This window comes from Streptomyces sp. ISL-43 (genome assembly GCF_018614195.1).
Taxonomy (GTDB): domain Bacteria; phylum Actinomycetota; class Actinomycetes; order Streptomycetales; family Streptomycetaceae; genus Streptomyces.
Genome location: NZ_JAGGOT010000002.1, coordinates 291,929 through 316,950, shown reverse-complemented (window position 1 = coordinate 316,950; position 25,022 = coordinate 291,929). Strand labels below are relative to the sequence as shown.

The 25,022-nt window shown below is 70.1% G+C and carries 28 protein-coding genes; 13 read left to right on the top strand and 15 right to left on the bottom strand.

Annotation, left to right across the window (positions count from 1 at the left end; translation table 11 throughout):
* Window positions 1–44: 44 nt before the first annotated feature.
* The 6 genes from J7F03_RS02160 to J7F03_RS02135 form a co-directional block, all read right to left on the bottom strand.
* Entirely contained in the window at window positions 45–1,232 is a 1,188-nt protein-coding gene (locus J7F03_RS02160; protein WP_214946875.1) for a hypothetical protein, read from the bottom strand.
* Window positions 1,233–1,363: 131 nt separating this feature from the next.
* Window positions 1,364–2,272 (bottom strand): phage tail domain-containing protein, encoded by a 909-nt coding sequence (locus tag J7F03_RS02155; RefSeq protein ID WP_214946874.1) that lies wholly within the window; start codon window positions 2,270–2,272, stop codon window positions 1,364–1,366.
* 50 nt (window positions 2,273–2,322) lie between these two features.
* The gene (locus J7F03_RS02150; protein WP_214946873.1) at window positions 2,323–3,585 is read right to left on the bottom strand and encodes a tape-measure protein; all 1,263 of its coding nucleotides are present in this window, start codon (window positions 3,583–3,585) and stop codon (window positions 2,323–2,325) included.
* Window positions 3,582–4,775 (bottom strand): phage tail protein, encoded by a 1,194-nt coding sequence (locus tag J7F03_RS02145; protein ID WP_214946872.1) that lies wholly within the window; start codon window positions 4,773–4,775, stop codon window positions 3,582–3,584. Before J7F03_RS02145 ends, J7F03_RS02150 begins: the two co-directional genes overlap by 4 nt.
* 31 nt (window positions 4,776–4,806) lie before the next feature.
* Window positions 4,807–5,532: a hypothetical protein gene (locus tag J7F03_RS02140; protein WP_214946871.1), complete on the bottom strand. Its 726-nt coding sequence runs from the start codon at window positions 5,530–5,532 to the stop codon at window positions 4,807–4,809.
* Between the two features lie 78 nt (window positions 5,533–5,610).
* A complete protein-coding gene (locus tag J7F03_RS02135) occupies window positions 5,611–5,802 on the bottom strand; it encodes a hypothetical protein (protein ID WP_214946870.1) in 192 nt (63 codons plus the stop codon).
* A gap of 297 nt (window positions 5,803–6,099) precedes the next feature.
* Here J7F03_RS02135 and J7F03_RS02130 point away from each other — a divergent pair, with 297 nt between their 5' ends.
* Window positions 6,100–7,074, top strand: coding sequence for a hypothetical protein (locus J7F03_RS02130; RefSeq protein WP_214946869.1), 975 nt, complete (start codon window positions 6,100–6,102; stop codon window positions 7,072–7,074).
* Window positions 7,075–7,110: 36 nt separating this feature from the next.
* On the opposite strand, the gene J7F03_RS02125 is transcribed toward J7F03_RS02130, so the two are convergent.
* From J7F03_RS02125 to J7F03_RS41865, 7 genes are all read right to left on the bottom strand, one after another.
* On the bottom strand, window positions 7,111–7,473 hold the full coding sequence (locus J7F03_RS02125; RefSeq protein ID WP_214946992.1) for a hypothetical protein: 363 nt from the start codon (window positions 7,471–7,473) through the stop codon (window positions 7,111–7,113).
* Window positions 7,474–7,520: 47 nt separating this feature from the next.
* On the bottom strand, window positions 7,521–7,811 hold the full coding sequence (locus J7F03_RS02120; RefSeq protein WP_214946868.1) for a hypothetical protein: 291 nt from the start codon (window positions 7,809–7,811) through the stop codon (window positions 7,521–7,523).
* A 93-nt stretch (window positions 7,812–7,904) separates the two neighbouring features.
* Window positions 7,905–8,507: a phage tail protein gene (locus J7F03_RS02115; protein WP_214946867.1), complete on the bottom strand. Its 603-nt coding sequence runs from the start codon at window positions 8,505–8,507 to the stop codon at window positions 7,905–7,907.
* A gap of 141 nt (window positions 8,508–8,648) precedes the next feature.
* The gene (locus tag J7F03_RS02110) at window positions 8,649–9,056 is read right to left on the bottom strand and encodes a hypothetical protein (RefSeq protein WP_214946866.1); all 408 of its coding nucleotides are present in this window, start codon (window positions 9,054–9,056) and stop codon (window positions 8,649–8,651) included.
* Window positions 9,057–9,336: 280 nt separating this feature from the next.
* Window positions 9,337–9,588: a hypothetical protein gene (locus J7F03_RS02105; protein ID WP_214946865.1), complete on the bottom strand. Its 252-nt coding sequence runs from the start codon at window positions 9,586–9,588 to the stop codon at window positions 9,337–9,339.
* A complete protein-coding gene (locus tag J7F03_RS02100) occupies window positions 9,585–10,295 on the bottom strand; it encodes a hypothetical protein (RefSeq protein WP_214946864.1) in 711 nt (236 codons plus the stop codon). The genes J7F03_RS02105 and J7F03_RS02100 overlap by 4 nt, the downstream gene beginning before the upstream one ends.
* Window positions 10,288–10,566, bottom strand: coding sequence for a WhiB family transcriptional regulator (locus tag J7F03_RS41865; protein ID WP_214946863.1), 279 nt, complete (start codon window positions 10,564–10,566; stop codon window positions 10,288–10,290). Before J7F03_RS41865 ends, J7F03_RS02100 begins: the two co-directional genes overlap by 8 nt.
* Before the next feature lie 185 nt (window positions 10,567–10,751).
* Between J7F03_RS41865 and J7F03_RS02090 the strand changes: the two genes are divergently transcribed.
* From J7F03_RS02090 to tuf, 5 genes are all read left to right on the top strand, one after another.
* Window positions 10,752–11,213 carry a helix-turn-helix transcriptional regulator gene (locus tag J7F03_RS02090; RefSeq protein ID WP_214946862.1) on the top strand — a complete coding sequence of 154 codons (462 nt, stop codon included), beginning with the start codon at window positions 10,752–10,754 and terminating at the stop codon, window positions 11,211–11,213.
* 362 nt (window positions 11,214–11,575) lie between these two features.
* On the top strand, window positions 11,576–11,947 hold the full coding sequence (rpsL, locus tag J7F03_RS02085; protein ID WP_007265893.1) for a 30S ribosomal protein S12: 372 nt from the start codon (window positions 11,576–11,578) through the stop codon (window positions 11,945–11,947).
* Window positions 11,948–11,949: 2 nt separating this feature from the next.
* Window positions 11,950–12,420 carry a 30S ribosomal protein S7 gene (rpsG, locus tag J7F03_RS02080; protein WP_214946861.1) on the top strand — a complete coding sequence of 157 codons (471 nt, stop codon included), beginning with the start codon at window positions 11,950–11,952 and terminating at the stop codon, window positions 12,418–12,420.
* Between the two features lie 39 nt (window positions 12,421–12,459).
* Window positions 12,460–14,589, top strand: coding sequence for an elongation factor G (gene fusA, locus J7F03_RS02075; protein ID WP_214946860.1), 2,130 nt, complete (start codon window positions 12,460–12,462; stop codon window positions 14,587–14,589).
* A gap of 148 nt (window positions 14,590–14,737) precedes the next feature.
* Window positions 14,738–15,931: an elongation factor Tu gene (gene tuf, locus J7F03_RS02070; protein WP_214946859.1), complete on the top strand. Its 1,194-nt coding sequence runs from the start codon at window positions 14,738–14,740 to the stop codon at window positions 15,929–15,931.
* Between the two features lie 193 nt (window positions 15,932–16,124).
* On the opposite strand, the gene rfbC is transcribed toward tuf, so the two are convergent.
* Both rfbC and rfbA read right to left on the bottom strand, forming a co-directional pair.
* A complete protein-coding gene (gene rfbC / locus J7F03_RS02065) occupies window positions 16,125–16,724 on the bottom strand; it encodes a dTDP-4-dehydrorhamnose 3,5-epimerase (RefSeq protein WP_214946858.1) in 600 nt (199 codons plus the stop codon).
* Window positions 16,721–17,596, bottom strand: a complete 876-nt coding sequence (gene rfbA, locus J7F03_RS02060) for a glucose-1-phosphate thymidylyltransferase RfbA (protein WP_214946857.1) — start codon at window positions 17,594–17,596, stop codon at window positions 16,721–16,723. The genes rfbC and rfbA overlap by 4 nt, the downstream gene beginning before the upstream one ends.
* Window positions 17,597–17,700: 104 nt before the next feature.
* Between rfbA and rfbB the strand changes: the two genes are divergently transcribed.
* From rfbB to J7F03_RS02025, 7 genes are all read left to right on the top strand, one after another.
* Window positions 17,701–18,678, top strand: coding sequence for a dTDP-glucose 4,6-dehydratase (gene rfbB / locus J7F03_RS02055; protein WP_214946856.1), 978 nt, complete (start codon window positions 17,701–17,703; stop codon window positions 18,676–18,678).
* Between the two features lie 47 nt (window positions 18,679–18,725).
* Complete coding sequence (gene rfbD, locus J7F03_RS02050) at window positions 18,726–19,595, top strand: dTDP-4-dehydrorhamnose reductase (protein ID WP_214946991.1); 870 nt, start codon at window positions 18,726–18,728, stop codon at window positions 19,593–19,595.
* On the top strand, window positions 19,592–20,935 hold the full coding sequence (locus J7F03_RS02045) for a lipopolysaccharide biosynthesis protein (protein WP_214946855.1): 1,344 nt from the start codon (window positions 19,592–19,594) through the stop codon (window positions 20,933–20,935). Before rfbD ends, J7F03_RS02045 begins: the two co-directional genes overlap by 4 nt.
* A 68-nt stretch (window positions 20,936–21,003) precedes the next feature.
* Window positions 21,004–21,693, top strand: a complete 690-nt coding sequence (locus J7F03_RS02040) for a glycosyltransferase family 2 protein (RefSeq protein ID WP_214946854.1) — start codon at window positions 21,004–21,006, stop codon at window positions 21,691–21,693.
* Window positions 21,690–22,118: a DUF2304 domain-containing protein gene (locus J7F03_RS02035; protein WP_214946853.1), complete on the top strand. Its 429-nt coding sequence runs from the start codon at window positions 21,690–21,692 to the stop codon at window positions 22,116–22,118. Before J7F03_RS02040 ends, J7F03_RS02035 begins: the two co-directional genes overlap by 4 nt.
* 9 nt (window positions 22,119–22,127) lie before the next feature.
* Window positions 22,128–23,027, top strand: coding sequence for a glycosyltransferase family 2 protein (locus tag J7F03_RS02030; protein WP_214946852.1), 900 nt, complete (start codon window positions 22,128–22,130; stop codon window positions 23,025–23,027).
* Window positions 23,028–23,105: 78 nt separating this feature from the next.
* Entirely contained in the window at window positions 23,106–24,899 is a 1,794-nt protein-coding gene (locus J7F03_RS02025) for a hypothetical protein (RefSeq protein WP_214946851.1), read from the top strand.
* The last annotated feature ends 123 nt before the right edge of the window (window positions 24,900–25,022 follow it).

The following is a 25,022-nucleotide window of genomic DNA, read 5'->3' as shown; positions in this document are numbered from 1 at the left end:
TCTCCTTCAAAGCTGTGCGGGGTGGGACCAGGTGCGGCCGGAACTCAGATCAGGGGCTCGACGCGGAGGAAGATGTTGTCGAACCAGGTCTTGACGCCCGCGACGCTGACGCGGTGCATCAGGGTCACCGTGTACGGGAGGTCGGCGGTCAGGCCCGCCAGCCGCGTGGTGGTCGACGCCGAGGTCGCCGGGTCGCCGGCGGTGCACACGCCGCGCTCGTCGTCCGGGGCCCAGATCTCCGTGGCCCCCTGGGTCACCCGTACGGACGTGAAGGCGGCGGCCGCGGCGTTGCCGACCGGCCCCATGCGGGCCCCGTAGGTGAGCAGGACGGCGCCCGAGACCGGCGCCGGGAAGGTGATCTGCACCTGGGCGACGCTGGTGTCCTGCAGCGTCTGGGAGTAGGTCGTGGAGGTGGTGAAGCCGGCGTCGAGGTTCTCGGCGAAGAGCGGCCCGGGGAAGGCCGGCAGCCAGGCGGTGCCGTTCCACCGCTGGAGCACGCGCTGCGGGGTGTCGCGGTACTGGCCGACGTAACTGGCGGTGGTCAAGGCGCCCTTGGGGGCGATACCGCCCAGCGCGGACGGGTACGGGACCCAGGCGGAGCCGTCCCAGCGCTGCAGGACGGCGGCGGCGCCGTCCTGGTACTGGCCCGGGTAGGCGCCGGCACCGGTGTCGCCGAAGGCGGGCACAATGCCGCCGATCGCGACGGTGGTGGTGCGCAGGTCCTTGAGGGCCCCGTTCCAGACGATGCCGCCCTTGCCGGCGCTGGCGCCGGCCGGGACGGCGATCTCGTACAGGGGGAGGGAGAGCGGCGGGGTGGCCGGGGCGACCGGGGTGGCGGCGGGGGTGCCGCGGATGATCTCGACCGCCGCCTCGTTCTTGCCGGACGTGTCGTACGAGGCGTCGTAGACGCGCAGGACGAGCAGGTCGACGCGGCCGTACTGGGCGTCGCCGTCGGCGACGGTGAGCACGGCGCCCCCGTCCAGGGTCACCTGGTAGAAGCCCTGGGCGTGCAGGCCCTGGATGACGGCCCGGCCGTTGCTGACGTTGAGGGTCATCGCGGACGCGCCGTCCGTCCAGAACCCGGAGACCCGGTGCTGGCCGCCGTACGAGCCCGGCAGGATGCCCGAACGGGCCTGCTGCGGGTTGATCGGGGTGGTGGCGCCGATCTGGCTGACCCGGGTGTTCTCGCGGGTCTGGCCGGTCGGGGAGAGCCAGCTGGTGTGGAGCGGCATGTGGAACTCCGTTCAGGGAGAGGAGGGGTGCAAGGGGTACGCGTACGGAGGCGCGGGCGCGGGCGCGGGCGCAGGCGCGGGCGGTCGGGGGCCGGAGGCCGGGCGCGAGGGGTCGGGGCCGGGGGCTCCCGCTACCACTCCGCGCTGCGCCAGCGGACGGACATGGTGGCGCCGGACGCGGCGCTGTCCGGGCGGAAGGAGAGCTCGGCCCGGCCCGGTTCGAAGGTGAACAGCTCTTCCGGGCCGCTGTCCGCGGTGGCCGTGTGCCGGCGGGAGGCGGTGCCGTTGAGGGTGACCGTGCCGGCCGCGGTGTCCACGACCAGCTCGTCGCCGGAGGTCAGGTCGATCGCGTAGCGCAGCCGGCGGCGGCTGAGCCGCTCCGTCACCGAGGGCGTGCCGCAGGGGCCGCGGAAGGTGATGACCGGGTGGGTGGGCGCGGAACCGTCGTTGTCGGCGCTCGCGTCGCCCGTCCTGGAGGCCGTGCCCCAGCTCAGGGGCCAGACCAGCGGCCAGGTCAGACCGCTCTCCGGCTCCGGTGCGGACACGATCGCCGACTGCTCGCCGACCAGGTAGCGGCGCGGGTCGGTGGCCAGCCACTGCACGGACGCCTTGGCCGCGCCCTGGGTGGCGTACACCCGGTCGGCCGGGACGACGCGCTGGCTGACCCGGGCCCGTACGGCCAGGATCTCGCCGTGCAGCCGGACCGCGAGCCAGCGCTCCTCGTCGCCGAGGGTCAGCGCCTGGCGCAGGGCCCGGACGGTGGCCAGGGAGGCGCCCCGCTCGGGGACCATCCAGACGGTGCCGCCGACTTTGCGGGGCTTGGCGTAGCGGGCGCCGGGCCAGGAGCCGTGGCCGGTGGGGCGTTCGGCGTCGGAGCTGTCGAACTCGGGCAAGTCCTCCCAGCCGCTGAGGCCCGCCTTCTCGATGGTGTAGGGGGTGCCGGGGCCGAAAAGAATCCCGGCCCACTGCATCTGCCCGTCCTGGGTGATGAGCGAGCCGGGTTCGAGATCGGCGGTGTACGTCTGTGTGGTCTCGGCCATGACGGGCCGTCACCTCATCTCGGGTGGGGGCGGTGGATCCGCGCGGGGGGTCATGCGTGGGCGGCGACGAGGAACAGCAGGTCCTCGGCCGTGGACCGGGGGCCTGCGCCCGCCTCTTCGCGGAACTCCTTGACGCGGTACGGCTCCTGGCGCGCGGCGTGCGGGTCGAAGGGCGTGACGCGGCGGTGGTCGAGGTCCGACACGGGGTTGATGCGCGGGGCCTGGCCCATCGAGTGGGGCCAGACGACGCCGCCCTCCGCGAGCATCGGGATCTTGTCGAGGTCGACGCCGAACTTCTTGCCGAGGATCTCGAAGCTGAGGTCCTCGAGGCCGTCGATGATCCAGTTGGCGAAGGCGATCATGCCGTTGAAGGGGCCCGTGACCACGGCCAGTACGGCCTGCAGCCCCGTGGTCACCATGCGGCCGATGCCGCCGAGCGACCCGGAGAGGGATCCGCTCACGCGGGAGAAGGCGCCGGGGAGGCCACTGGTGAGGAAGCTGATCACCGGCCGGATCGGGGCCATGATCGCGTCGAACGCGCCGGAGGCGATCCCGCGCAGCGAGCGGGTGGCGGAGCCGACGGAACCGCCGGTCCCGGAGAAGCCGCCGACGGCGGCGCGCAGGACGGCCACGACCCCGGAGACGACCGCGAAGTACGTCCTGAAGTAGGTACCGACGATCTCGCCGGTGGTCTTGAGCACCGGGACGAGGTACTTGGTGAGCTCGGTGAACACGACCTCGACCCGGGCGAACGTCTCCTCGATGAGGCGCCGGCCGGTCTCGGAGTTCATGGCGAGCTCGATGAGCCAGGCGGCGACCGGGATCAGGATCCCGAGCGCGAAGCCGAGCGGGTTGGCGCGCATGGCGACGTTGACCGCGGTCATCACGACCGAGCCGACGGTCATGGCGATGCCGAAGGTGCTCATCAGGGTGGCGACGATCCCGGTGACTCCCACCAGGCCGCTCATGATCGCGAGGACGCCGCCGGTCTTCCCGCCCAGTTTCCGCAGCGAGGCGACGACCCCGCGGGCGCCGTTTCCGGCCTGCTTGGTGCCGGCGCCGGCCCGGCCCGCGGACTGGCCGAGCTTTCCGGCCGACTGCGCGGCGGCGCCGGCCCGGGTCTTCAGCGAGGCGAGCACCCTGCCCGCCTGGCCGGCCTCGGTGGACAGCCGGCCCACGCCGGTCGCGGCGCCCCGGATCGAGGCGGCCTGCCGCCGCACGGCCTGGCGCGCCTGGGAGGCCTGGGCCCGCAGGCCGTTGATCGCAGGCTGCCACCCCGCGAAGAAATCGGCCGGGATGGCCGGCGTACTCATCCGCGCGCCTTCGCCAGGTACATCAGCGCGTCGGCGGTGCGCTGCGGGTCGCTGCCCTGCTGCGCGTAGTAGTTCTCGATGTGCAGGGCCGAGCCGTTGCCGGTGCCGGTGGCCGTCATCCGGGCGCGGGCGGCCGTACGGGCCAGCAGGCGGTCGAGCTTGGACAGCGGCAGGACGGCCTCGGCCTCACCGGCCTCGGCGATGATCGCCGGGACACCGCCGCTGCGCGGCATGACCACACCGCCGGTCGCGAGCATGGGGATCGTGGGCAGGCTGACGCCGAAGCTCTTGCCGCCGACGAAGGGGACCCAGCCGGGGACGCTGACGCGGATGCGGTTGATCCGGCCGATCATGGAGTTGATGAGGCCGATGACGGAGTTGATGGGGGACTTCACCGCCCCGAGGATGGCTCCGAAGGCGGCGGCCGCGATGCCCCTGAGCCCGTTCCAGGCGCTGGACATCGCGTTCTTGACGGAGTTGAAGGCGTTCGGGATGGCCGACTTGATCCAGTTGACCACCGGCATGATGACGGCCTTGATGCCGTTCCACACGGTGCTGATGACCGAGCGGATCGCGTTCATCACGGTGCTGATGGCCGAACGGATGCCGTTGAACGCGGACTTCACGGCATTGCCGATGGCCGACACGATGGGCATGACAGCGCCCTTGACGCTGTTCCAGACCGACTTGATCAGATTGCCGGCGCTGCGGATGATCGGGCCGATGGCCTTCATGACCGCGGAGATCACGGTGCGGATGGCGGTGAAGGCCACCCGGATCACGGTCTGCATGGCCTTCGATCGGCTCGCCATCTCGACGATCTTCTCGATGAGCGGCATGAACAGTTCGAGCAGCCGGGCGAGGAAGTTGCCCTTCATGGACTTGTTGAGCTTGTCCTGGCCGGAGGCGGCCCGGTCGGCGCCGGTCTTGAACTTGCCGAGCTGCGTACCGGCGCGCTGACCGGTCTGGCCGGCCTTGGCCATGGACCGCTCGGCCTGGTCGCCGGCGGTCTTGAGGTTCTTGAGCTGGGTGGTGGAGCCCTGTGCGGACGTCTTGAGCGTCCGGAGCCGGCTTCCGCTGGAGGTGGCCTTCTGCCGGAGGCCGTCGGCGGCCTTTCCGGCGCCGGCGGCCTGGTCCTTGAAGCCCTTCAGGGCGGTGGATGAGGAGCGCAGCGACGTTACGAGAGACATTTCTCCCTCAATTCACGGGTGGGAGGGTTGTTCAGAAACCGCCGAGGGCTCCGGCGAGCTGATTGACGGCCTCGCGCAGAGCCCTGACGTCTTGGGTCACCGGCTTGAGGGTCGGTCTGGCCGAATCGATTCCGTGCTTGCGGCCGGTACTGGAATCCGTGGCCTTCTTGGCGCTGTCCCGGACCGATTTCAGCGCGTCTTCGATCTTCTTGATGCGGCCGTCGTGCTTCTCGACGATCGGGGGGAGCTTCTTGATCGCGCTGGCGAGGTCCTTGTCGGCTTTGGCGCTCGCCTCCTTGTCCCGCTGCCTCTGGGCGGCGTTCTGGAAGAACTTGTCCTTGACGGCGAGCCGCCACTCGGCGAGCTTCGTGTTCAGCGCTCCGGTCCATTTGAAGCTCTTCTCGTCCCATTTCTTCAGGACGGAGAGGTCGAATTTGACGGCCTGCATGGACACGGTGAGGAGCTGTACGTCGAGCTTGAAGAGCAGGGCGTTCGTCGCCAGGGCGTACAGGCCCCAGGTGTGAATCTTGATCTTGTCTCGCGCCTTCGCGACATCGGATTCCAGCTGCGTGAGGCGCTGTGCCGTGTCGGGAGCTTTCGCGTTGGTACCGAAACCCAGGGCTTTCCGTATCTCGGCGATACTGGTGCCCTGATTGACGATATGCGTCGCATGTGAGGAACTGCTGGCCTCGAGTGTCTTGACGGTGCTTTCTGCCGAGGCGAGGTCACTGTCGATCTTCTGGAGATCTCGCGCCATCTCTCCTCCATTCATCAGCGGGCGGAAATGCGAAAACCCGGCCCATAGGGGCCGGGTTCGTGCGCGGGCGGGGCGGCGTCAGGAGGCGCCGCGCATCTCGGTGAGGGCGTCGTTCCAGCCCAGCGTGTACGCGCGGGTCTCGCGGGTGGTGACCTCGGCGTACAGGGAGTCGAGCAGGGCCCGCTTGTCGAGGGGGACGGGTCCGTCCAGGAGCCGGCTGAGGCGTTCTCGAAGCGTGGTCTGCGGTGAGCCCTCAGCCTGCTGGGTCATGGAGGCCTGCCTTCCAGTTGCTTGCCCTTGCCGTGTGGTGGCGCCGCGGACGAAGGGCGGGGGCACCAGGTGAGCCGAACGGGTGTACGAATCGAGTTTGGAACATCGGTTCGATGTTTGTCGAGCCGGAAACCCCTGACGGCGTGTCCGGCCCCCCTGCCCCCAACGCCTGGTTGGTGCTGGAACGGTGGGGTTTCCGGGCGACCGGGTACGCTGGATGCCTGTTCCCCCGCCTGGGAAAACGCGGGTCGCGTGGGGCGTGAGGGGAGCCCGGGGGCGGGAAGGCAGTGCTGACGCATGGACAGGGATACCGGTATCAGGGGGCGTGAACATGCGGTCGACTGGCTCGAAGTAGCGGCTGACCTGCCCCATCTGTTCGCCCGGTTGTCCGAACTCGTCCACGGAGCGGGATACGCGCCCGAGGACCTCGTTCTGATACCGCGCTCCGAGCTCGACCGCCGCGAGACCGCGTCCTTCACCGCGGGCTGGGCCGAGGCCATGGGCGAGGACCTGCCCCGCCTGCGGCGCGAGTTCGAGAAGCGGGTCGCCGAGGCCTACGCCGCGGGTACCGCCGGCCGCCGCGGCGAGCCGAGGAGCGCGGGCAAGAGCCAGGGCCAGGTCCTGGGCGTGGGCCAGAGCCCCGGTCAAGGACCGGGCGGCCACGGCGCCGACGTGATCCGGCTGCCGGTGACCGCGCTGATCGAACCACCCGCTCCCGTCCGCGAGGCCGAGGAGCGCGTACGCCGCGCCCACGCCATCCTCGACAGGCAGTCGGACACCGGCCACGCCCACGCCTCCGAACTCGACGCGACAGCCGGACAGTCGCGGCGGCACGACGAGCCCGATGAGACGGTCGAGTCCGATGAGCCGGCCGAGTCCGGCGAGACGGCGGAGGCCGCGTCCGGGTCCGGCGAGACGGCGGAGGCCGCGTCCGGGTCCGGTCCGACCGGCCCGCCCGCCGAGCCCGACGGACCGGCCGACGAGGGCCGGGCGCCGCGCGCCACCGCCCGGGCACTGCTCTCCGTGCAGGAGATCCGGGAGAAGCGCACGCCCCCGGTGAGCCGCAAGGTCGTACGCCGCAACGGGCGGCCGATCGTGCCCCCGCTGGACTCCGTCCCCGTACAGCCTCGCGCGCAGGGGTCGGCCGCCGACCCCCAGGCACCCGCGGGGCCCGGTCGCCCGAGCCTGGCGGCCCGGGCGCGCGCGCTCGCGGACGAGATGGAGTCGAAGTCCGGCGCGAGCCGGCCCGTGGCCCCGGAGGGCGGCCGCTGAGACGGCGCCCCCCAGGGCCTGGGGGGCGGGTGGTGCTCAGCCGAAGAACCGGACGAGGGTCTCCGCCGAGGGAGCCGGCTCCGCGGTTTCCGGGGCGGCGCCCTCGCCGGCGGAGCCCGTGTACGGCGTGCCGTCGGGACGGGGCACCGGATCGGGACGCTCCGGCGGATCTTCGTCCTCGGGCGTGTTGACCGAGGCGAACATCCAGTTGGCGGCCGCCAGGTGGTCCACGGCCGCCGCCAGCAGGTGGTCGGTCACCGACCAGTCGGACGCCTCACCGAACAGCTCCCGGTTGACGGAGCTGTCCCGCGGCAGGTGTTTCAGCAGGACCTGGAGGCGCCGCGAGGAGAGCTCGCCGCGGTGCCAGTCCAGCAGGTCCTTGCCGTAATAGCGGAGCAGGTCCGCTTCGAGGGCCTCGGCGTGTTCGTCGACGAACTCGACGAGGCTCAGCCTTCCCCCAGGCCGAGCCCGGTCTCCTTGCCGTACGCCTCGAGGATCGCGGCGATGTCCTGCATCGTGACGTCGTGCTGCTCGAAGCGGGTGAACTGCTTCTCGCCCATGAGGAGCCGGAGCAGGCCGTCCACGTCGTTGTCGTCGAGCCCGCGCAGCCCCTTGGCGGCGGCCCGGGTGAGTTCGGTGGGAAGGGTGTACGTCTCGCCGTCCAGCTCGAAGGACCAGGCGCGGCCGAGGGCCTCCTGGCGCTGGGCGCGGGCCGCGTTGACGTCGAAGCCTGCCATGGTGATGGGTTCTCCTCTGGGTGCGGGGAAAAGTCGAAGAAGGGGTGGGGGCGGGGCGGCGCGAGGGCCGCCCCGCCCCCGTCAAGGGGTGGATCAGACGGCGGCGTACGCGCCGTCCTTCATGACGAAGCTCGCCAGCGGCTTGTCGTCGCCCGCGGCCAGGGCGGTGAAGGTGATGCCCAGGGTGGACGCCGACTTGCGGGCCAGCTTGATGTCGTCGGAGGCGGTGACCTGGCCGCGCGGGATGTAGAAGCGGTAGGTCACGACCGAGCCGTCGCTCGCCTTGGTGTCGGTGAACTCCAGGCCGAGGGCGCGGGCGTCCGACTTCGGCGCGTCCGCGATGTCGTAGCGGTAGATGCCGTTGGCGGGCGTGGCCTCGTCGACGACAGCGCCGCCGCCCATGAAGAACGGCAGCGTCAGCTCGTTGAACTGGAGCAGCGCGAACTTGATGCTCAGGTCCCGGTCCGAGTAGGTGAAGTGCACCGGGCTGACGGCCTGCCACGAGTCGACCGGCTCGAGCTTGTCCTTCTTGGCGAAGGTGACGCCGTCCGCGGTGGTGAAGCCGAGGTCCTTCCAGTTGGCGCCCCAGTCGACGTCCGGCTTGCCGGTGAAGGCGGTCGGCAGCGCCGTGCCGGCGGCGGCGACGAAGAGGCGACCGTTGCCGGCTACGCGGATCTCGGAAGAGTTTCCTGCCATGGTGATGCTTCTCCTTATATAGAGGTCTGCCGATCCGGAACACCGGTGTGTCCGGGTCCGGGTACGGCAAAGGCCCCGCCGGACGGCAGGGCCTTGGTCTGTGGGGGCCGGGGCGCGGGGGCGCGGCCGGCGAGGGGCGCGTCAGAAGACGCTGAGGGACACCTGGATCACGCAGACGTAGCGGTTGGCGCCCCGGTACAGGTAGTCCGGGAGCCAGCGCGGCCCGTCCTGCTCGATGACGTCGGTGAAGGTGTTCGAGCCGTACGTCCTGCCGAGCGCGGCGAGCAGGGCCCGCCGGGCGGCATTGGCCAGCGTGTGCGCGGCGGCCTTGGTAGGGCCGTACACCTCGAACTCGATCAGCGGGATGTCCACGTGCAGGTCGCCGGTCCAGGCGCCGCCGCGCCGGTTGACCATGACGGCCCGCTGGGTGCCGTCGAATCCGGCGGGCGGGCTGACGGCGACGACGGCCGTGGACAGCGCGGGATCAGCTTGGAGGACGTCGACGACCAGGGCCTCGACGTCGGGGAAGGCACTCGGGGGAGTGGTCACGACGATTCACCTCGGGCTGATGGGTGGAAGGGGGCTGTCGGGCGGTGCCCGGAGGGGGGCGGGGGGCGGACACCGCCCGACGCGGAGCGGTGTGCCGCGTCCCGCCTTGCGGGCGCAGCTCTGCCGCTGCACCAACTGTGACATGGTGCGTGCGCGCGCGCAACTAATTCGGCGGTGGGTTCTTCCGAGGTCCGTGAAGGTTCGAAAACGCCGGATGCCCGGCCTCCGGGAAGGAGGCCGGGCATCCGGCGCGGGTGGTGGGGGCGTGGTGGGAGGACGGTCAGGCCGGGGCGGGCCCCGCCCCGCGCATCCCGCTCGGCGTGCGCCGGCTGGCATCGCGCTCGGCGGCGAACACGTCCTCCAGCCGGAACAGCTGCGCGCGCCCGGCCTTGCCGGCCGCCGTCAGCCGCCCGAGCTGGACCCACTTGCGGATCGTGGCGGGCGCGACCCCGGCCTCGTGAGCGGCCAGCGGCCCCGGGATCAGGGCGGGAAGCGGAGAGAACCTGGAGACAGGGGAGGGCGGAGGGGTCATCGCGGGTTGCCTTCCATCGCGGAGTCGAGTTCCTCGGTGCGGCAGCCCGAGTCGGACGCCAGCGCGGTCCACCCGCTCTCGGGCCACAGGTGGCGGTAGGCCGGGTCGTCGTGACAGCCGCACTCCTCGTCGGTGCAGCGGCAGGCCGGGTTGACGCACAGCACGGCCCGGCGGTCGGGGAAGGCGCGCAGGGACACGGAGTCGCACCACGGGCAGCGGCCGGAGACCCGCACCACCTGCTCGGTGTCGCCGAGCGCGCGGGCACAGCGGCGCGCCATGCGCCGCAGCTCGTCCCGCACGTGCCGGGCCAGGACCGGATGGGCGGCGATCTCGTCCAGCAGGGCGGCGAGCCTGCGCAGACGTACGGGCACCAGGGCGCGGCGGGGCCGCGGGAACCCGAGCCGGGCGCACACGGCCTCCTCCAGCTCGACCACTCCGTCGGTGATGTCGCGGAGGGCGTCGGAGACGTGCAGGCGCAGGGGGGCGGCGCTGTGGCCGGGTGCGGACAGGCCGTGACGCTGCCGGACGATCAGCGCCTCGCGCCGCTCCTCGCGTACGAGCGCGTCGTCGCGCGGGGTGCGGGGGGAGGGGAGGCCGGCCGCGAAGGGGGTGGCGCGCCCGGGCGCCAGCTCCTCGCAGAGCTCGGGGAACTGGCGGATGAGCGAGGCGATCCAGAGTGCGGTGTCGCTGGCGGTGCGGTCAGGCACGGAGGCTCCCGGAGGGCGAGGGGATGGCGGCGGGCCGGCCGTTGCGCCACAGACGTCCGGCGCAGACTCCGTCGAACCAGCTCTCGGACGGCGCGACGGCCTCTTCGCACTCGCGCCGGACCGGGCAGCCGGCGCAGGCGCGCAGCGCGGGGGCCGCGTCCTTGGCGCGCCGGGCGAAGACGACGTCCGCGGGGAGGGCGGCGCAGGCGGCGGCGGCCTGCCAGGGCGAGGGGGCGGTGTCGGGCGGGGCTGAGTACGGAACAAAGGGCATGGCGACTCCGCGACGGTGGGACTGCCGTGGCTCACGGCGAGCCCACTGTTACACGTTGCGTGCGAGCGCGCAATCAAGATCCCTTTACCTAAGGTGTGGCTAATTGGTGAAGGGTATAATTCTGTGCGCGCAAGCACGGTAGGCTGTGATCTCATGGTGCGGACTGCGGACTTGAGGAGCGGCACATGAGCACTCTCGAATTGGACGCGTTCGCGGCCTGGGTCGAAGGACTGATGCGGCAGCGCGGCTACGACATCGACAACCCCAGAGGCGGCGGCAAGTCGAGGATCGCCGACGAGGCGGGGGTTCACCGGGCCGCCGTCACCCGGTTGCTCCAGCGGCAGAGCATGCCCGACCTGGAGACCATGCGCCGGATGGCTCCGCTGCTGGGCGTCTCCGTGCGCGACATGCTGATCCGGTCCGGCCGGGTCAGCCCCGACGAGCTCCCGCTGGCCTCCCAGGACCTGCCGCCCGGCGGCAAGCCGCCGACCATCGACGACTTCGCCCGCTGGCTCGGTGTTCCCGAGGGCCGCCGCGAGGTCTTCGGCAAGGTCGTCAGCCAGTTCCTGGAGCCGGACGGGGCCGGGGACGACGCGTCCTCCGACGCGCCGGCCGCCGCGGAGGGCCGCCGCCGGGCGCGGGACTGATCCGCCCGATCCGCCCCGCCCGGGCGGGGCGGCGTAGCACACGCGCACCACATCCGCACATCGGAGGGACCGCACCCCGGCTTCGGCCCTGTGGCGACTGGCCGGTGGGCCCTTCGGCGCCCCGGGTCAGGGGCTTTTGTTTTGACCGGAGTGGATGCGGTAGGTACGCTCAGACCTTGTGCCTGGGGTGTGCCTGGGCTCCTGTGCGTGTCCATCAACCGCACTTGAGCCGTATCGGCCACCGCGATTCACGCGTTTCCGCGCTTGCGTGGAAGTCCGCTGGATCCGACACACCCGACCGCGTGGGTCGGCAAATGTTCCAGGTTAGCTCCACTACACGGCACACAGAAACCGGAGAAGTAGTGCCTACGATCCAGCAGCTGGTCCGTAAGGGCCGGCAGGACAAGGTCGAGAAGACAAAGACCCCCGCGCTTGAGGCTTCGCCCCAGCGTCGCGGCGTCTGCACGCGTGTGTTCACGACCACCCCGAAGAAGCCGAACTCGGCGCTCCGCAAGGTCGCGCGTGTGCGTCTGACCTCCGGCATCGAGGTCACCGCTTACATTCCGGGTGAGGGACACAACCTGCAGGAGCACTCGATCGTGCTCGTGCGTGGTGGCCGTGTGAAGGACCTGCCGGGTGTTCGTTACAAGATCATCCGTGGTGCGCTTGACACCCAGGCTGTCAAGAACCGCAAGCAGGCCCGCAGCCGCTACGGCGCCAAGAAGGAGAAGTAGAAATGCCTCGTAAGGGCCCCGCCCCGAAGCGCCCGGTCATCATCGACCCGGTCTATGCATCTCCTCTGGTGACGTCGCTCATCAACAAGATCCTCCTGAACGGCAAGCGCTCCACCGCCGAGCGCATCGTTTACGGCGCCATGGAAGGCCTCCGCGAGAAGACCGGCAACGACCCGGTCATCACGCTGAAGCGCGCGCTGGAGAACGTCAAGCCGTCCCTCGAGGTCAAGTCCCGCCGTGTCGGTGGCGCTACCTACCAGGTGCCGATCGAGGTCAAGCCCGGTCGCGCGGCCACCCTCTCGCTGCGCTGGATCGTGGGCTACTCCCGCGCCCGTCGCGAGAAGACCATGACCGAGCGCCTCATGAACGAGCTCCTCGACGCCTCGAACGGCCTCGGTGCGGCCGTCAAGAAGCGTGAGGACACGCACAAGATGGCCGAGTCCAACAAGGCCTTCGCGCACTACCGCTGGTAGTCCCAACCCACATCGAGACCGAGAGAAGACTGAGCCGATATGGCTACCACTTCGCTTGACCTGGCCAAGGTGCGCAACATCGGCATCATGGCTCACATCGACGCGGGCAAGACGACCACCACCGAGCGCATCCTGTTCTACACCGGTGTGTCTTACAAGATCGGTGAAGTCCACGACGGCGCTGCCACGATGGACTGGATGGAGCAGGAGCAGGAGCGCGGCATCACGATCACGTCCGCCGCGACGACCTGCCACTGGCCGCTCGAGGACGTCGACCACACCATCAACATCATCGACACCCCGGGTCACGTTGACTTCACCGTCGAGGTGGAGCGTTCGCTCCGCGTCCTCGACGGTGCCGTCACCGTGTTCGACGGTGTCGCCGGTGTGGAGCCGCAGTCCGAGACCGTTTGGCGTCAGGCGGACCGCTACGGCGTGCCGCGCATCTGCTTCGTCAACAAGCTGGACCGCACCGGCGCCGAGTTCCACCGCTGTGTCGACATGATCAAGGACCGCCTCGGTGCGGTTCCGATCGTCATGCAGCTCCCCATCGGTGCCGAGATGGACTTCCAGGGCGTTGTCGACCTGGTCACCATGAAGGCGTTCGTCTGGTCCGCCGAGGCGACCAAGGGCGAGATGTACGACGTCGTCGACATCCCGGAGAGCCACAAGGAAGCCGCTGAAGAGTGGCACGCCAAGCTGGTCGAGACGGTCGCCGAGAACGACGACCAGATCATGGAGCTGTTCCTCGAGGGCGTCGAGCCCACCGTCGAGCAGCTGCACGACGCCGTGCGTCGTATCATCATCGGTTCCGGCAAGGGCACGGGCGCCACGATCACCGCGGTGTTCTGTGGCACGGCGTTCAAGAACAAGGGCGTTCAGCCCCTGCTCGACGCCGTCGTCCGCTACCTCCCCTCGCCCCTGGACATCGAGGCCATCGAAGGCCACGACGTCCGGGACGCGGAGGTCGTCGTGAAGCGCAAGCCGTCTGACGAGGAGCCCCTCGCGGCGCTCGCGTTCAAGATCATGCGCGACCCGCACCTCGGCAAGCTCACCTTCGTCCGGGTTTACTCGGGCCGCCTGGAGGCCGGCACTGCGGTGCTGAACTCCGTCAAGGGCAAGAAGGAGCGCATCGGCAAGATCTACCGCATGCACGCCAACAAGCGTGAAGAGATCGAAGCGGTGGGCGCCGGTGACATCGTCGCCGTCATGGGCCTGAAGCAGACCACCACCGGTGAGACGCTGTGTGACGACAAGAACCCCGTGATCCTGGAGTCCATGGACTTCCCGGCTCCGGTCATTCAGGTCGCCATCGAGCCCAAGTCCAAGGGCGACCAGGAGAAGCTGGGTGTCGCCATCCAGAGTCTCGCGGAGGAGGACCCCTCCTTCCACGTTCACTCGGACGAAGAGACCGGCCAGACCATCCTCGGCGGTATGGGCGAGCTGCACCTCGAGGTGCTGGTCGACCGTATGAAGCGCGAGTTCAAGGTCGAGGCCAACGTCGGCAAGCCGCAGGTCGCGTACCGCGAGACGATCCGCCAGACGGTGGAGCGTCACGACTACACCCACAAGAAGCAGACCGGTGGTACCGGTCAGTTCGCCAAGGTGCAGATCGCGATCGAGCCGATCCTCGAGGCCGACGGTCCGGCGTACGAGTTCGTGAACAAGGTCACCGGTGGCCGCATCCCGAGGGAGTACATCCCCTCGGTCGACGCGGGTGCGCAGGAAGCCATGAAGTTCGGCATCCTCGCGGGCTACGAGATGACTGGCGTCCGCGTCATCCTTCTCGACGGTGGCTACCACGAGGTCGACTCCTCCGAGCTCGCGTTCAAGATCGCCGGTTCGCAGGCCTTCAAGGAGGCCGCGCGCAAGGCTTCTCCCGTGCTCCTCGAGCCGATGATGGCCGTCGAGGTCACCACGCCGGAGGAGTCCATGGGTGACGTCATCGGTGACATCAACTCCCGCCGTGGCCAGATCCAGGCCATGGAGGAGCGTCACGGAGCTCGCCTCGTGAAGGGCCTCGTGCCCCTCTCGGAGATGTTCGGCTACGTCGGAGACCTCCGCAGCAAGACCTCGGGTCGCGCCAGCTACTCGATGCAGTTCGACTCCTACGCCGAGGTTCCCCGGAACGTCGCTGAGGAGATCATCGCGAAGGCCAAGGGCGAGTAACTCTTCCGAGTACACGCTTTAGGCTTGTCACCGGAGCCTCTGGGGCAACAGGAGTAACCCTCCGTTGCCCCGGAGGGACCGGCTTTCCAGCAAAGATCACCTGGCGCCGATGAGTAAGGCGTACAGAACCACTCTCCAGGAGGACCCCGTGGCGAAGGCGAAGTTCGAGCGGACTAAGCCGCACGTCAACATCGGCACCATCGGTCACATTGACCACGGTAAGACGACCCTCACGGCCGCCATTACCAAGGTGCTGCACGACGCGTACCCGGACCTGAACGAGGCCTCGGCCTTCGACCAGATCGACAAGGCTCCTGAGGAGCGCCAGCGCGGTATCACCATCTCGATCGCGCACGTCGAGTACCAGACCGAGGCGCGTCACTACGCCCACGTCGACTGCCCCGGTCACGCGGACTACATCAAGAACATGATCACCGGTGCCGCGCAGATGGACGGCGCGATCCTCGTGGTCGCCGCCACCGACGGCCCGATGCCGCAGACCAAGGAGCACGTGCTCCTGGCCCGCCAGGTCGGCGTCCCCTACATCGTCGTCGCCCTGAACAAGGCCGACATGGTGGACGACGAGGAGATCCTGGAGCTCGTCGAGCTCGAGGTTCGTGAGCTCCTCTCCGACTACGAGTTCCCGGGCGACGACCTTCCGGTCGTCCGCGTCTCCGCGCTGAAGGCGCTCGAGGGCGACAAGGAGTGGGGCGAGAAGCTTCTCGGCCTCATGGCTGCCGTCGACGAGGCGATCCCGACCCCGCCGCGTGACACCGAGCTGCCGTTCCTCATGCCCGTCGAGGACGTCTTCACGATCACCGGTCGCGGTACCGTCGTCACCGGCCGTATCGAGCGTGGTGTCCTGAAGGTCAACGAGACCGTTGACATCATCGGCATCAAGGAGCAGAAGACCACCACCACGGTCACCGGCATCGAGATGTTCCGCAAGCTGCTCGACGAGGGCCAGGCGGGCGAGAACGTCGGTCTGCTCCTCCGTGGCATCAAGCGCGAGGACGTCGAGCGCGGCCAGGTCATCATCAAGCCCGGTTCGGTCACGCCGCACACCGAGTTCGAGGCCCAGGCCTACATCCTGTCGAAGGACGAGGGTGGCCGTCACACCCCCTTCTTCAACAACTACCGTCCGCAGTTCTACTTCCGTACCACGGACGTCACGGGTGTCGTCACCCTGCCGGCCGGCACGGAGATGGTCATGCCGGGCGACAACACCGAGATGACGGTCGCGCTGATCCAGCCGGTCGCCATGGAGGAGGGCCTGAAGTTCGCCATCCGTGAGGGTGGTCGTACCGTGGGCGCCGGCCAGGTCACCAAGATCACGAAGTAATTCGTGTTCTGACCTGGTAGCTCGTGCGAGCGAGCACCATGTTTGACAGGAGGGCCCCTTCCCCGTCGTTCACGCGACGGGGGAGGGGCCCTTCGTCGTACGTACGTGCCCGCGTCCCGCGCGGGCACGCGAAGAGGGCCGCACCCGTGTGGGTGCGGCCCTCTCCTGTACGCCGTGTCGTGTGCGGCGGCGGTCAGTTCACCCGCAGGGACTCCGTGAACCGGGCGCAGGCGGCGTGGTCGGGCAGCAGGCCCGACGCGATGGCGTCGGCCAGCGACGGGGCGGCCTCGTCGCGGGCGGACAGCAGCGGGACGTCCGCCGGCCAGTCGATGCCCAGGTCGGGGTCGAGCGGGTGCACCGAGTGCTCACCCGTCGGGTTGTAGGTCTCCGAGCAGAGGTAGGACAGCGTGGCGTCGTCGCTCAGCGCGCAGAAGCCGTGGCCCATGCCCTCGGGGATGTAGACCGCACGGCGGTCCACGTCGTCCAGGCGGACGCCTTCCCAGCGGCCGAAGGTCGGGGAGCCGACCCGCAGGTCCACGATGACGTCGAGCACGGCGCCCCGTACGCAGGTGACGTACTTGGCCTGGCCGCGCGGCACGTCGGCGAAGTGGATGCCGCGCACCACACCGCGCTGGGAGACCGAGAGGTTCGCCTGCGCCAGGTTCAGCGGGTGCCCGACGACCTCGGCGAGACGGTCGAAGCGGTACCACTCCATGAACATGCCGCGCGGGTCACCGTGCTGCTGAGGGGTGATCTCGTAGACGCCCTCGATGGAGAGTTCGCGGAACTTCACCGGGCGGCCTCCTCTTCGAGCAGGCCGATCAGGTAGTCCCCGTAACCGCTCTTGGTGAGCGGCTCGGCCAGCGCGCGCAGCTGCGCGGAGTCGATCAGACCCGCCCGCCAGGCGGCCTCCTCGATGCAGCCGATCTTGAAGCCCTGTCGCTCCTCGATCACGCGCACGAACTCCGAGGCCTGCACCATCGAGACGAAGGTGCCGGTGTCCAGCCAGGCGGTACCGCGGTCGAGGATGGTGACATTCAGCTCACCGGCCTGGAGGTACGCGTCGTTGACGGCGGTGATCTCCAGTTCGCCGCGGGCGCTGGGCTTCAGGCCGCGGGCGATCTCTACGACGCGGTTGTCGTAGAAGTAGAGGCCCGGCACGGCGTAACGGGACTTGGGCTCGACCGGCTTCTCCTCGATGGAGATGGCCTGGCCGTTCTCGTCGAACTCGACCACGCCGTACGCCGTCGGGTCCGCCACCGGGTACGCGAAGACCCGGCCGCCCTTGGAGTCGGTGTGCTCGGCCAGACGGGTGCCGAGGCCACTGCCGTGGAAGATGTTGTCGCCGAGGATCAGCGCGACGGAGTCGTCACCGATGAAGTCGGCGCCGAGCACGAACGCCTGGGCGATGCCCTCGGGACGCTCCTGGACGGCGTACTCCAGCCGGATGCCGAACTGCGAGCCGTCGCCGAGCAGACGCTCGAACTGGTCGCGGTCGTCCGGAGTGGTGATGACGAGGATCTCGCTGATCCCGGCCATGACCAGGGTCGAGAGCGGGTAGTAGATCATCGGCTTGTCGAAGACGGGGAGCAGCTGCTTCGAGACTGCCCGGGTCAGCGGCCAGAGTCGGGATCCGGTGCCACCGGCCAAGAGAATTCCACGCATGGCCCCAACCCTATGCGAGAGCGCCGGAGGTACGAGTTCCGGGCCGATAACGGTGTGGGCGGGCGGCCGTGGCGGGGTGGGCGGGCGGCTAGACTGTTTGTATTATGCGCATCCTTGTGACCGGCGGCGCCGGCTTCATCGGTTCAGAATTCGTCCGCCAACAGCTCGGTTCGGACCCCTCGGCCCAGATCACCGTCTTCGACAAGCTGACGTACTCCGGCGTCGAAGCCAACCTCGCCCCGGTCGCCGGTCACCCCGGCTACGCCTTCGTCAAGGGTGACATCTGCGACGCCGAGGCCGTCGACCAGGTCATGCCCGGCCACGACGTCGTCGTGCACTTCGCGGCCGAGTCCCACGTGGACCGCTCGATCGCCGGCGCGGGCCCCTTCGTGATGACCAACGTCGTGGGCACCCAGGTCCTCCTGGACGCCGCCCGCAAGCACGGCGTCGGCCGCTTCGTCCACATCTCCACCGACGAGGTGTACGGCTCGATCAGTGAGGGCTCCTGGACCGAGGAGTGGCCCCTGGTGCCCAACTCCCCGTACTCCGCCTCCAAGGCCTCCTCCGACCTGCTCGCGCTGGCCTACGCCCGCACGCACGGCATGGACGTCGTGGTCACGCGCTGCTCCAACAACTACGGGCACTACCAGTTCCCGGAGAAGGTCATCCCGCTGTTCGTCTCGAACCTGATGGACGGCAAGAAGGTCCCGCTGTACGGCAACGGCGGCAACGTGCGCGACTGGCTGCACGTCTCCGACCACTGCCGCGGCATCGACCTGGCGATGCGCAAGGGCCGCGCCGGCGAGGTCTACAACATCGGCGGCGGCGTCGAGCTCACCAACAAGGAGCTCACCGGCGTACTGCTGGAGGCCGCCGGCCTCGGCTGGGACATGGTCGAGCGCGTCGAGGACCGCAAGGGCCACGACCTGCGCTACTCGATCAACATCAGCAAGATCGGCTCCGAGCTCGGCTACGCCCCGCAGGTCACCTTCGAGGAAGGCATCGCGGCGACCATCGACTGGTACCGCGAGAACCGCGCCTGGTGGGAGCCGCTGAAGGCGAAGGCAGCGCTGCAGAAGTGAGCCCGAACCCCGCCGGCGCCCGCTGGCTCGTCACCGGCGCCGCCGGCATGCTCGGCCAGGACGTCCTGGCCGTCCTCAAGGACGCCGGGATCGAGGCCGCGGGCCTGCGCCGCGCCGATCTCGACATCACCGACCCGGCCTCCGTCCGGGCCGCCGTCGAGGGCGCGGCCGTGGTCGTGAACTGCGCCGCCTGGACCGACGTGGACGGTGCCGAGACGGCCGAGGAGGCCGCCACCGCCGTCAACGGCACCGGTGTACGCGTCCTGGCCGCGGCCTGCGCCGCGGCCGGCGCCCGCCTGCTGCACGTCTCCACCGACTACGTGCTGCCCGGCGACGCCTCGCAGCCGTACGCCGAGGACGCCGCGACCGGTCCGGTCAACGCGTACGGCCGCTCCAAGCTGGCCGGCGAGCAGGCCGTGGCCGAGCTGCTGCCGCAGGACGGCTACGTGGTCCGCACCGCCTGGCTGTACGGCGAGCACGGTCCGAACTTCGTCGCCACCATGCTCAAGCTGGCCGCCCAGCGGGACACCCTGGACGTGGTCGACGACCAGCACGGCCAGCCCACCTGGTCCTACGCGCTGGCCCGTCGCCTGGTCGAGCTCGGTACGGCCGCGCTGGACGGCCGCGCCCCCGGCGGGGTCTACCACGGCACCGCGAGCGGCCGGACCACCTGGTTCGGGCTGGCCCGCGAGACCTACCGGCTGAGCGGCCTGGATCCCGAGCGGATCCGGCCGACCGACTCGACCGCGTTCGTGCGCCCCGCCGTCCGCCCGGCCTTCAGCGTGCTCGCGCACGACCGCTGGGCCGAGGCCGGGCTCGCCCCGCTCGCCGACTGGCGCGAGCAGCTGGCGGAAGCCCTGACCCGACCCTCCTTCGCGGCGCCGGCCGGCGCGGACCGCAGCGGCAGCGCGGAGTGAAAACCCTGCTGGGCAAGATCACCGCGGCGCTGCCGCCGGGCACCGTCGCGGTGGCCGGCGGCACCGTCGTGCTCGGTGCGGCCTCGTACGTCCACCTGGGCGTGGCCGGCCACAGCCTGTCGACGGAGGCCATGGCCAACGTCTCGGTGCTGTGGACGATCGTGATGGCGATCGGGCTCGGCATCTTCTTCCCCGTCGAGCAGGAGCTCACCCGGATCGTCGCCGCCCGTGCGGTCGACGGCCACGGAGCCGCCCCCGTCCTGCGGCGGGCCACCCTGCTCACCGCGGCGATGCTCGGCGCGACCCTGCTCGTACTCGCCGTCGGCGCGGGCCCCATCGCGGACCTGCTGTTCCACGGCGACCGCGGCCTGGTCGCGGCCCTCGGCGGCGCCTTCGCCGGCATGGCCGTCTGCTACCTCACCCGCGGCGTCCTGGCCGGCCTCGGCCGGTTCGGCGCGTACGGCACCCAGCTCGCCATCGACGGCGGGCTGCGGATCGTCCTCGCCTTCGGCTGCGCCGTCTTCGGACTGCACACCGCGCTCGCCTTCAGCCTCGTACTGGCCGTCGCGCCCGTCGTGGCGGCCCTGGTCACGCTGCCCGCGCTGCTGCGTGCGGCGGAGCCGGGCGAGGAGATCGGCTGGCGCGAGCTGTCCGCCGGGCTGGGCCTGCTGATCTGCTCGACCCTGCTCTCCCAGGTCGTGGTCAACGCCGCGGTGATGAGCACCAAGCTGCTGGCGCCCACCGACAGCGTGCTGATCGCGGCCCTGCTGAACGCGCTGGTGCTGGCCCGCGTGCCGCTCTTCGTCTTCGGCTCGCTCCAGGCCTCGTTGCTCAACGGGCTGAGCGCCGCCTACCAGGCGGGCGACCGGGCCGCGTTCTCCGCGATGCTGCGCCGGATCGGCGCCGTCGTCGGGGCGCTCGGCCTGCTCGGCGGCATCCCCGCCACCGTGCTGGGCCCCTGGCTGATCGGCGTCCTCTTCGGCGCCAAGCCGGCCCTGGGCTGCTTCGACTTCTTCCTGTTGTCCGCAGGCACCGTGGCGTACATGTTCGCGATGGTGCTCGGCCAGGCGCTGATGGTATTCAAGCGGCACAACCTGCAGCTGCTCTGCTGGGCCGTCGGTACCGCCGTGCTGGTCGGCGTCACCTTCGCCCCGGGTGATGTGGCTCTCCGTGTGATCCTGGCCTACGCTCTCGGCTCTCTGGCCACGGTGCTCGCTATGCTGGCGGCGCTGCGGCTGGGGTTCCCGGGCGCGGCTGCGGCAGCCGCTGCCGAAGCGGTCGAAGGCCCCGGGCAGACGGACACCGCGAGCCCCCTGGGCACCGCCGCGGGCGGGAAGTGACCATGGCCGTCTCCGAAGTACCACCGATCCCCGTGCACTCGCATGTGCCACGTCCTGCTGGAGTTACCGTGTCTCAATACGACGATGTCTGGCTGGTCATACCGGCCTATAACGAGGGCCAGGTGATCGCCGATGTCGTCGAGGGAGCGCGCAAGACCTTTCCGAACATAGTCGTCGTCGACGACGGCAGCTCGGACGACTCCGCCAAGCACATCGCGACCACCGGTGCCCACCTCGTGCAGCACCCGGTCAACCTCGGCCAGGGCGCGGCCCTGCAGACCGGCCTGAAGTACGCGCTCTCCCAGCCGGGTGCCCGCTACTTCGCCACCTTCGACGCGGACGGCCAGCACCAGACCGACGACGTCGAGAAGATGGTCGCCGTCCTGCGCTCCGGCGAGGCCGACGTGGTGCTCGGCTCGCGCTTCATCGAGCAGAACGGCCAGGTGCCGTGGATCAAGCGGGTCGTGCTGCGCACGGCCGCGGCCGTCAGCCCGACCGCCCGCAAGCTCAACCTCACCGACTCGCACAACGGCCTGCGCGTACTGGGCCGCGAGGCGGCGGAGCAGCTGCAGATCACCCACAACGGCATGGCCCACGCCTCCGAGATCGTCGGCTACCTGGCCGGCTCCGGACTGCGCGTCGTCGAGGTCCCCGTGGACATCCTCTACACCGAGTACTCGCGCGCCAAGGGTCAGTCCCTGATCAACGGCGTCAACATCCTCTTCGACATCACCCTGCGGGAGCGTGGCCGCCGATGAAGTACTTCTGGATCCAGCTGGTCCTCATCCTGGGCTCCGTCTCGCTGGCCCTCATGTTCATACGCAACTGGGACCAGGCCAAGACCCGCGCCTGGAAGCGCATCGCCTTCTCGGTCTTCGTCCTCGTCAACGTCTACGCCGTCCTGCGGCCGACCGACGTCACCTGGCTCGCCCACCAGCTCGGCGTCGGCCGCGGCACCGACCTGGTGCTGTACGTGATGGTCCTGGCCATGGGCTTCCTGACCCTCAACACCTTCCTGCGCTTCCGCTCGCTGGAGAAGAAGATCACCGACCTGGCCCGGACGGTGGCCCTCAGCGAGGGTGCGCGCCACAACGACGCGCGCCTCGGCGGCGACGCCGCCCAGCCGGCAGCTCCGGCCGAGCCCGCAGCGCCCGCCGAGCCCGCAGACTCCGTCAAGGCCTGAGGAACCATCGTGGTGACCTTCGACTTCATGCTCCCCTACTACGGGGACGTCCAGCTGATGCAGGACGCGGTCCACAGTGTCCTGGCGCAGACGGATCCGGACTTCCGGCTCGTCGTGATCGACGACGGCAAGGAACCGGACGTCCCCGGCTGGTTCGCGGAGCTCGGCGACGAGCGGGTCCACTACACCCGCAACGAGCAGAACCTCGGCATCACCAAGAACTTCCAGAAGTGCGTGCGGCTCTCCGAGGCCGACTACGTGGTCATCATGGGCTGCGACGACCTGCTGCACCCGCACTACCTGGAGACCGTTCGCGGGATCATCGGGGCCCACCCGGGCATCGGCATGGTCCAGCCCGGTGTCGAGGTGATCGACGGCGCCGGGGTCGTGACGCAGGGCCTGGCGGACAACACCAAGAAGCGGCTGTACGCACCGCCGGTCAAGGGCAGCCGGCTGATGGCCGGTGAGGAGCTGGCCGCCAGCGTGCTGCGCGGCAACTGGCTCTACTTCCCCTCGATCGCCTGGCGCGGCGAGGCGCTGCGCAAGGTGGACTTCCGGGACGACTACTCGGTGATCCAGGACCTCGCGCTGGTGGTCGACCTGCTCGAAGGCGACGAGCAGATGGTCATCGACAACTCCACCACGGTCTTCCAGTACCGCCGGCACGCCGTCAGCGAGTCGTCGGTCCAGGCCTTCTCCGGCACGCGCTTCACCGAGGCCGAGCGGTACTTCTCCGCGGTGGCCGAGCGCCTGGACGCCCGCGGCTGGCCGAAGGCGGCCCGCGCGGCGCGCTTCCACAGCGCCTCCCGCCTCCACGCCCTCACGATGCTCCCCGGGGCGCTGCGCCGCGGTCACCGTGAGGGCGCCCGTACGCTGGCCCGGCACGCCTTCACCTCCGGGCAGAGCTGAGCCGCTCCCGCACCCGCGCGTGCGAAACGGCCCCAACCAGAACAGGAAGTGCCAGGGGTGCAGTCGGGAACCGAAACGATGGACGCGGCTGAGGCGGCCGACGCGTCCGCTCCTGAGCGGGCCGGGAGGCCGGCCAGGACCGATCGGCTGCTCGCACTGCGGGCCTCCGTCGTGCGCCGGCGGTGGTTCTGGCCGGCGGCGCTGGCCACCGGATATCTGACGCAGGTGCTGTTCCGGCTCTCCCTGGTGTGGGGCAACAGCTACCCCTCGGTGCACGCGGACGAGTCCTCGTACCTCGTGCTGGCCCGGGTGCTCGCGGGGCGGCCGACGACGGAGATGCCGGTCGGATCGGTCATCCCCGGCGGTTATTCGCTGCTGATCTCCCCGGCCCTGCGGTTCGCGGACGACCCGGTCACCGCGTACCAGCTGGTCATGGGCATCAACACGCTGATCAACGCGCTCGTCTTCCCCCTGGCCTACGTCGCCCTGCGAAGGCTCGACGTGCCCAAGGGACTCTCGGTCCTGATCGCCATGGCGGCCGCGCTGATGCCGCCCGTGGTCTTCTACTCCCAGTTCGCGATGTCCGACACCCTGCTCCCCGTGGTCCTCCTCGGGTGGCTGATCACCCTGCACGGCTGGCTGAGCGAGGGCGATCCGGGCCGGCGCGTGCGGTACGGCGTGGGGGCCGGTCTCCTGGCCGGCTTCTCCATGGCGGTGCACGACCGCGGCGGCGTGGTGGTGGCCCTCACCGCGGCTGTGCTGGTGGGCGCGCTCGTCTTCAAGTGGGCACCGCTGCGGTCGACGCTCGCCGCGTGGGGCGCACTCGCCGTCTCCGTGCTGGGCGCCAAGCTGCTGTCCACCTGGCTGGAGGCGCAGTTCAAGGATCAGCCGCCGAGCTCGGTGGGCACGCAGGTCCTGGAGAACCTCGTGGACCCCGATCTGCTGCGCCGCACGGTGACCCGTACGATCGGCCAGCTCTGGTACTTCTCGGTCTCGTCCTGGGGCTTCGGCGCGCTCGCCGTCGCCCTGTGCGTGTTCGCGGTGTTCAGCCCCCGCTTCACCCGGGCCTCGCGGGTGGTCTCCTTCGTCATGGTCGCCCTGCTGTGCGGCATCGCGCTCGCCGCGGCGGCCGGACTGCCGACGGACGACCGGATCGACAACTGGGTCTACGCCCGCTACCTGGCCCCGCTCGTACCGGCGTTCTTCCTGGTGGGCGTCACCGTGCTGTGGCGGGCGCGGGCCGGTGCGCTGCTGCGGCTGGTGCTGGGCGCGGTGCTGCTCACCGTGGTCACCGCCGAGTTCGTCATCCTCGTGGTCGGCAAGGGCCTCTACAGGCTGAACATCATTCAGTGGGCCATGCCGGACGCGCTGTTCCTGGCCTCGGAGTGGACGAAGCTGCACATGTGGCGCACGATCGCCGGAGCCCTGCTGGTGCTCGGCGCCTGCGTGCTCTTCCGACTGGCCGGCGGACGCCGGGTGATCTGGGCCGTGGCGGTCTCGCTGGCTCTGTTCGCGACGTACGCGACGGCCACCGTCACCTCGAACGTGGCCGGACCGTACATCGAGTACCGCAAGCCCCTGGCCATCGGATTCACCGAGTCCACGGGCCTCAAGCCGGGCGAGAACCTGGTGATGGACTGGGACGTCGACTGGGGCCTGCGGATGGCCCAGACGTACGAGGTGTACGAGGGGCGGGTCTGGACGAGGGACCTGGAGCACGGTGAGGAGCCGCCGGCCCAGGCGGACGCCGCGGTGCTGCAGTTGACCTCGAAGGACGCCAAGGCGGAGGACACCTGGCTGCGGGCGCCCGCGGGTTGGTACGTCGCCAAGGCGGACAAGACGCACGGATGGGTGCTCTGGCGCCGTCGGTGACGGCTCGAAACGACGAGGACCCCGGTCCGCCGATCGCGGCGGACCGGGGTTCGTGCGTGTGGCCCACCGCTGGGAGTTCGCAGGGGCGGCCCCGCCGGATTCCCCGGGAACGCGTGCCAGTAG

Excerpts from the sequence above, each read along its gene's own strand:
- J7F03_RS02130 (WP_214946869.1), top strand. The coding sequence starts at position 6,100 with ATGGACAGGGATACCGGTATCAGGGGGCGTGAACATGCGGTCGACTGG.
- J7F03_RS02115 (WP_214946867.1), bottom strand. The coding sequence starts at position 8,507 with ATGGCAGGAAACTCTTCCGAGATCCGCGTAGCCGGCAACGGTCGCCTC.
- J7F03_RS02135 (WP_214946870.1), bottom strand. The coding sequence starts at position 5,802 with ATGACCCAGCAGGCTGAGGGCTCACCGCAGACCACGCTTCGAGAACGC.
- rfbB (WP_214946856.1), top strand. The coding sequence starts at position 17,701 with ATGCGCATCCTTGTGACCGGCGGCGCCGGCTTCATCGGTTCAGAATTC.
- J7F03_RS02150 (WP_214946873.1), bottom strand. The coding sequence starts at position 3,585 with ATGAGTACGCCGGCCATCCCGGCCGATTTCTTCGCGGGGTGGCAGCCT.
- J7F03_RS02160 (WP_214946875.1), bottom strand. The coding sequence starts at position 1,232 with ATGCCGCTCCACACCAGCTGGCTCTCCCCGACCGGCCAGACCCGCGAG.
- J7F03_RS02025 (WP_214946851.1), top strand. The coding sequence starts at position 23,106 with ATGGACGCGGCTGAGGCGGCCGACGCGTCCGCTCCTGAGCGGGCCGGG.
- rfbA (WP_214946857.1), bottom strand. The coding sequence starts at position 17,596 with ATGCGTGGAATTCTCTTGGCCGGTGGCACCGGATCCCGACTCTGGCCG.
- J7F03_RS02140 (WP_214946871.1), bottom strand. The coding sequence starts at position 5,532 with ATGGCGCGAGATCTCCAGAAGATCGACAGTGACCTCGCCTCGGCAGAA.
- J7F03_RS02105 (WP_214946865.1), bottom strand. The coding sequence starts at position 9,588 with ATGACCCCTCCGCCCTCCCCTGTCTCCAGGTTCTCTCCGCTTCCCGCC.
- J7F03_RS02035 (WP_214946853.1), top strand. The coding sequence starts at position 21,690 with ATGAAGTACTTCTGGATCCAGCTGGTCCTCATCCTGGGCTCCGTCTCG.
- rfbD (WP_214946991.1), top strand. The coding sequence starts at position 18,726 with ATGCTCGGCCAGGACGTCCTGGCCGTCCTCAAGGACGCCGGGATCGAG.
- J7F03_RS02090 (WP_214946862.1), top strand. The coding sequence starts at position 10,752 with ATGAGCACTCTCGAATTGGACGCGTTCGCGGCCTGGGTCGAAGGACTG.
- J7F03_RS02145 (WP_214946872.1), bottom strand. The coding sequence starts at position 4,775 with ATGTCTCTCGTAACGTCGCTGCGCTCCTCATCCACCGCCCTGAAGGGC.
- rpsG (WP_214946861.1), top strand. The coding sequence starts at position 11,950 with ATGCCTCGTAAGGGCCCCGCCCCGAAGCGCCCGGTCATCATCGACCCG.
- J7F03_RS02120 (WP_214946868.1), bottom strand. The coding sequence starts at position 7,811 with ATGGCAGGCTTCGACGTCAACGCGGCCCGCGCCCAGCGCCAGGAGGCC.
- fusA (WP_214946860.1), top strand. The coding sequence starts at position 12,460 with ATGGCTACCACTTCGCTTGACCTGGCCAAGGTGCGCAACATCGGCATC.
- J7F03_RS41865 (WP_214946863.1), bottom strand. The coding sequence starts at position 10,566 with ATGCCCTTTGTTCCGTACTCAGCCCCGCCCGACACCGCCCCCTCGCCC.
- J7F03_RS02155 (WP_214946874.1), bottom strand. The coding sequence starts at position 2,272 with ATGGCCGAGACCACACAGACGTACACCGCCGATCTCGAACCCGGCTCG.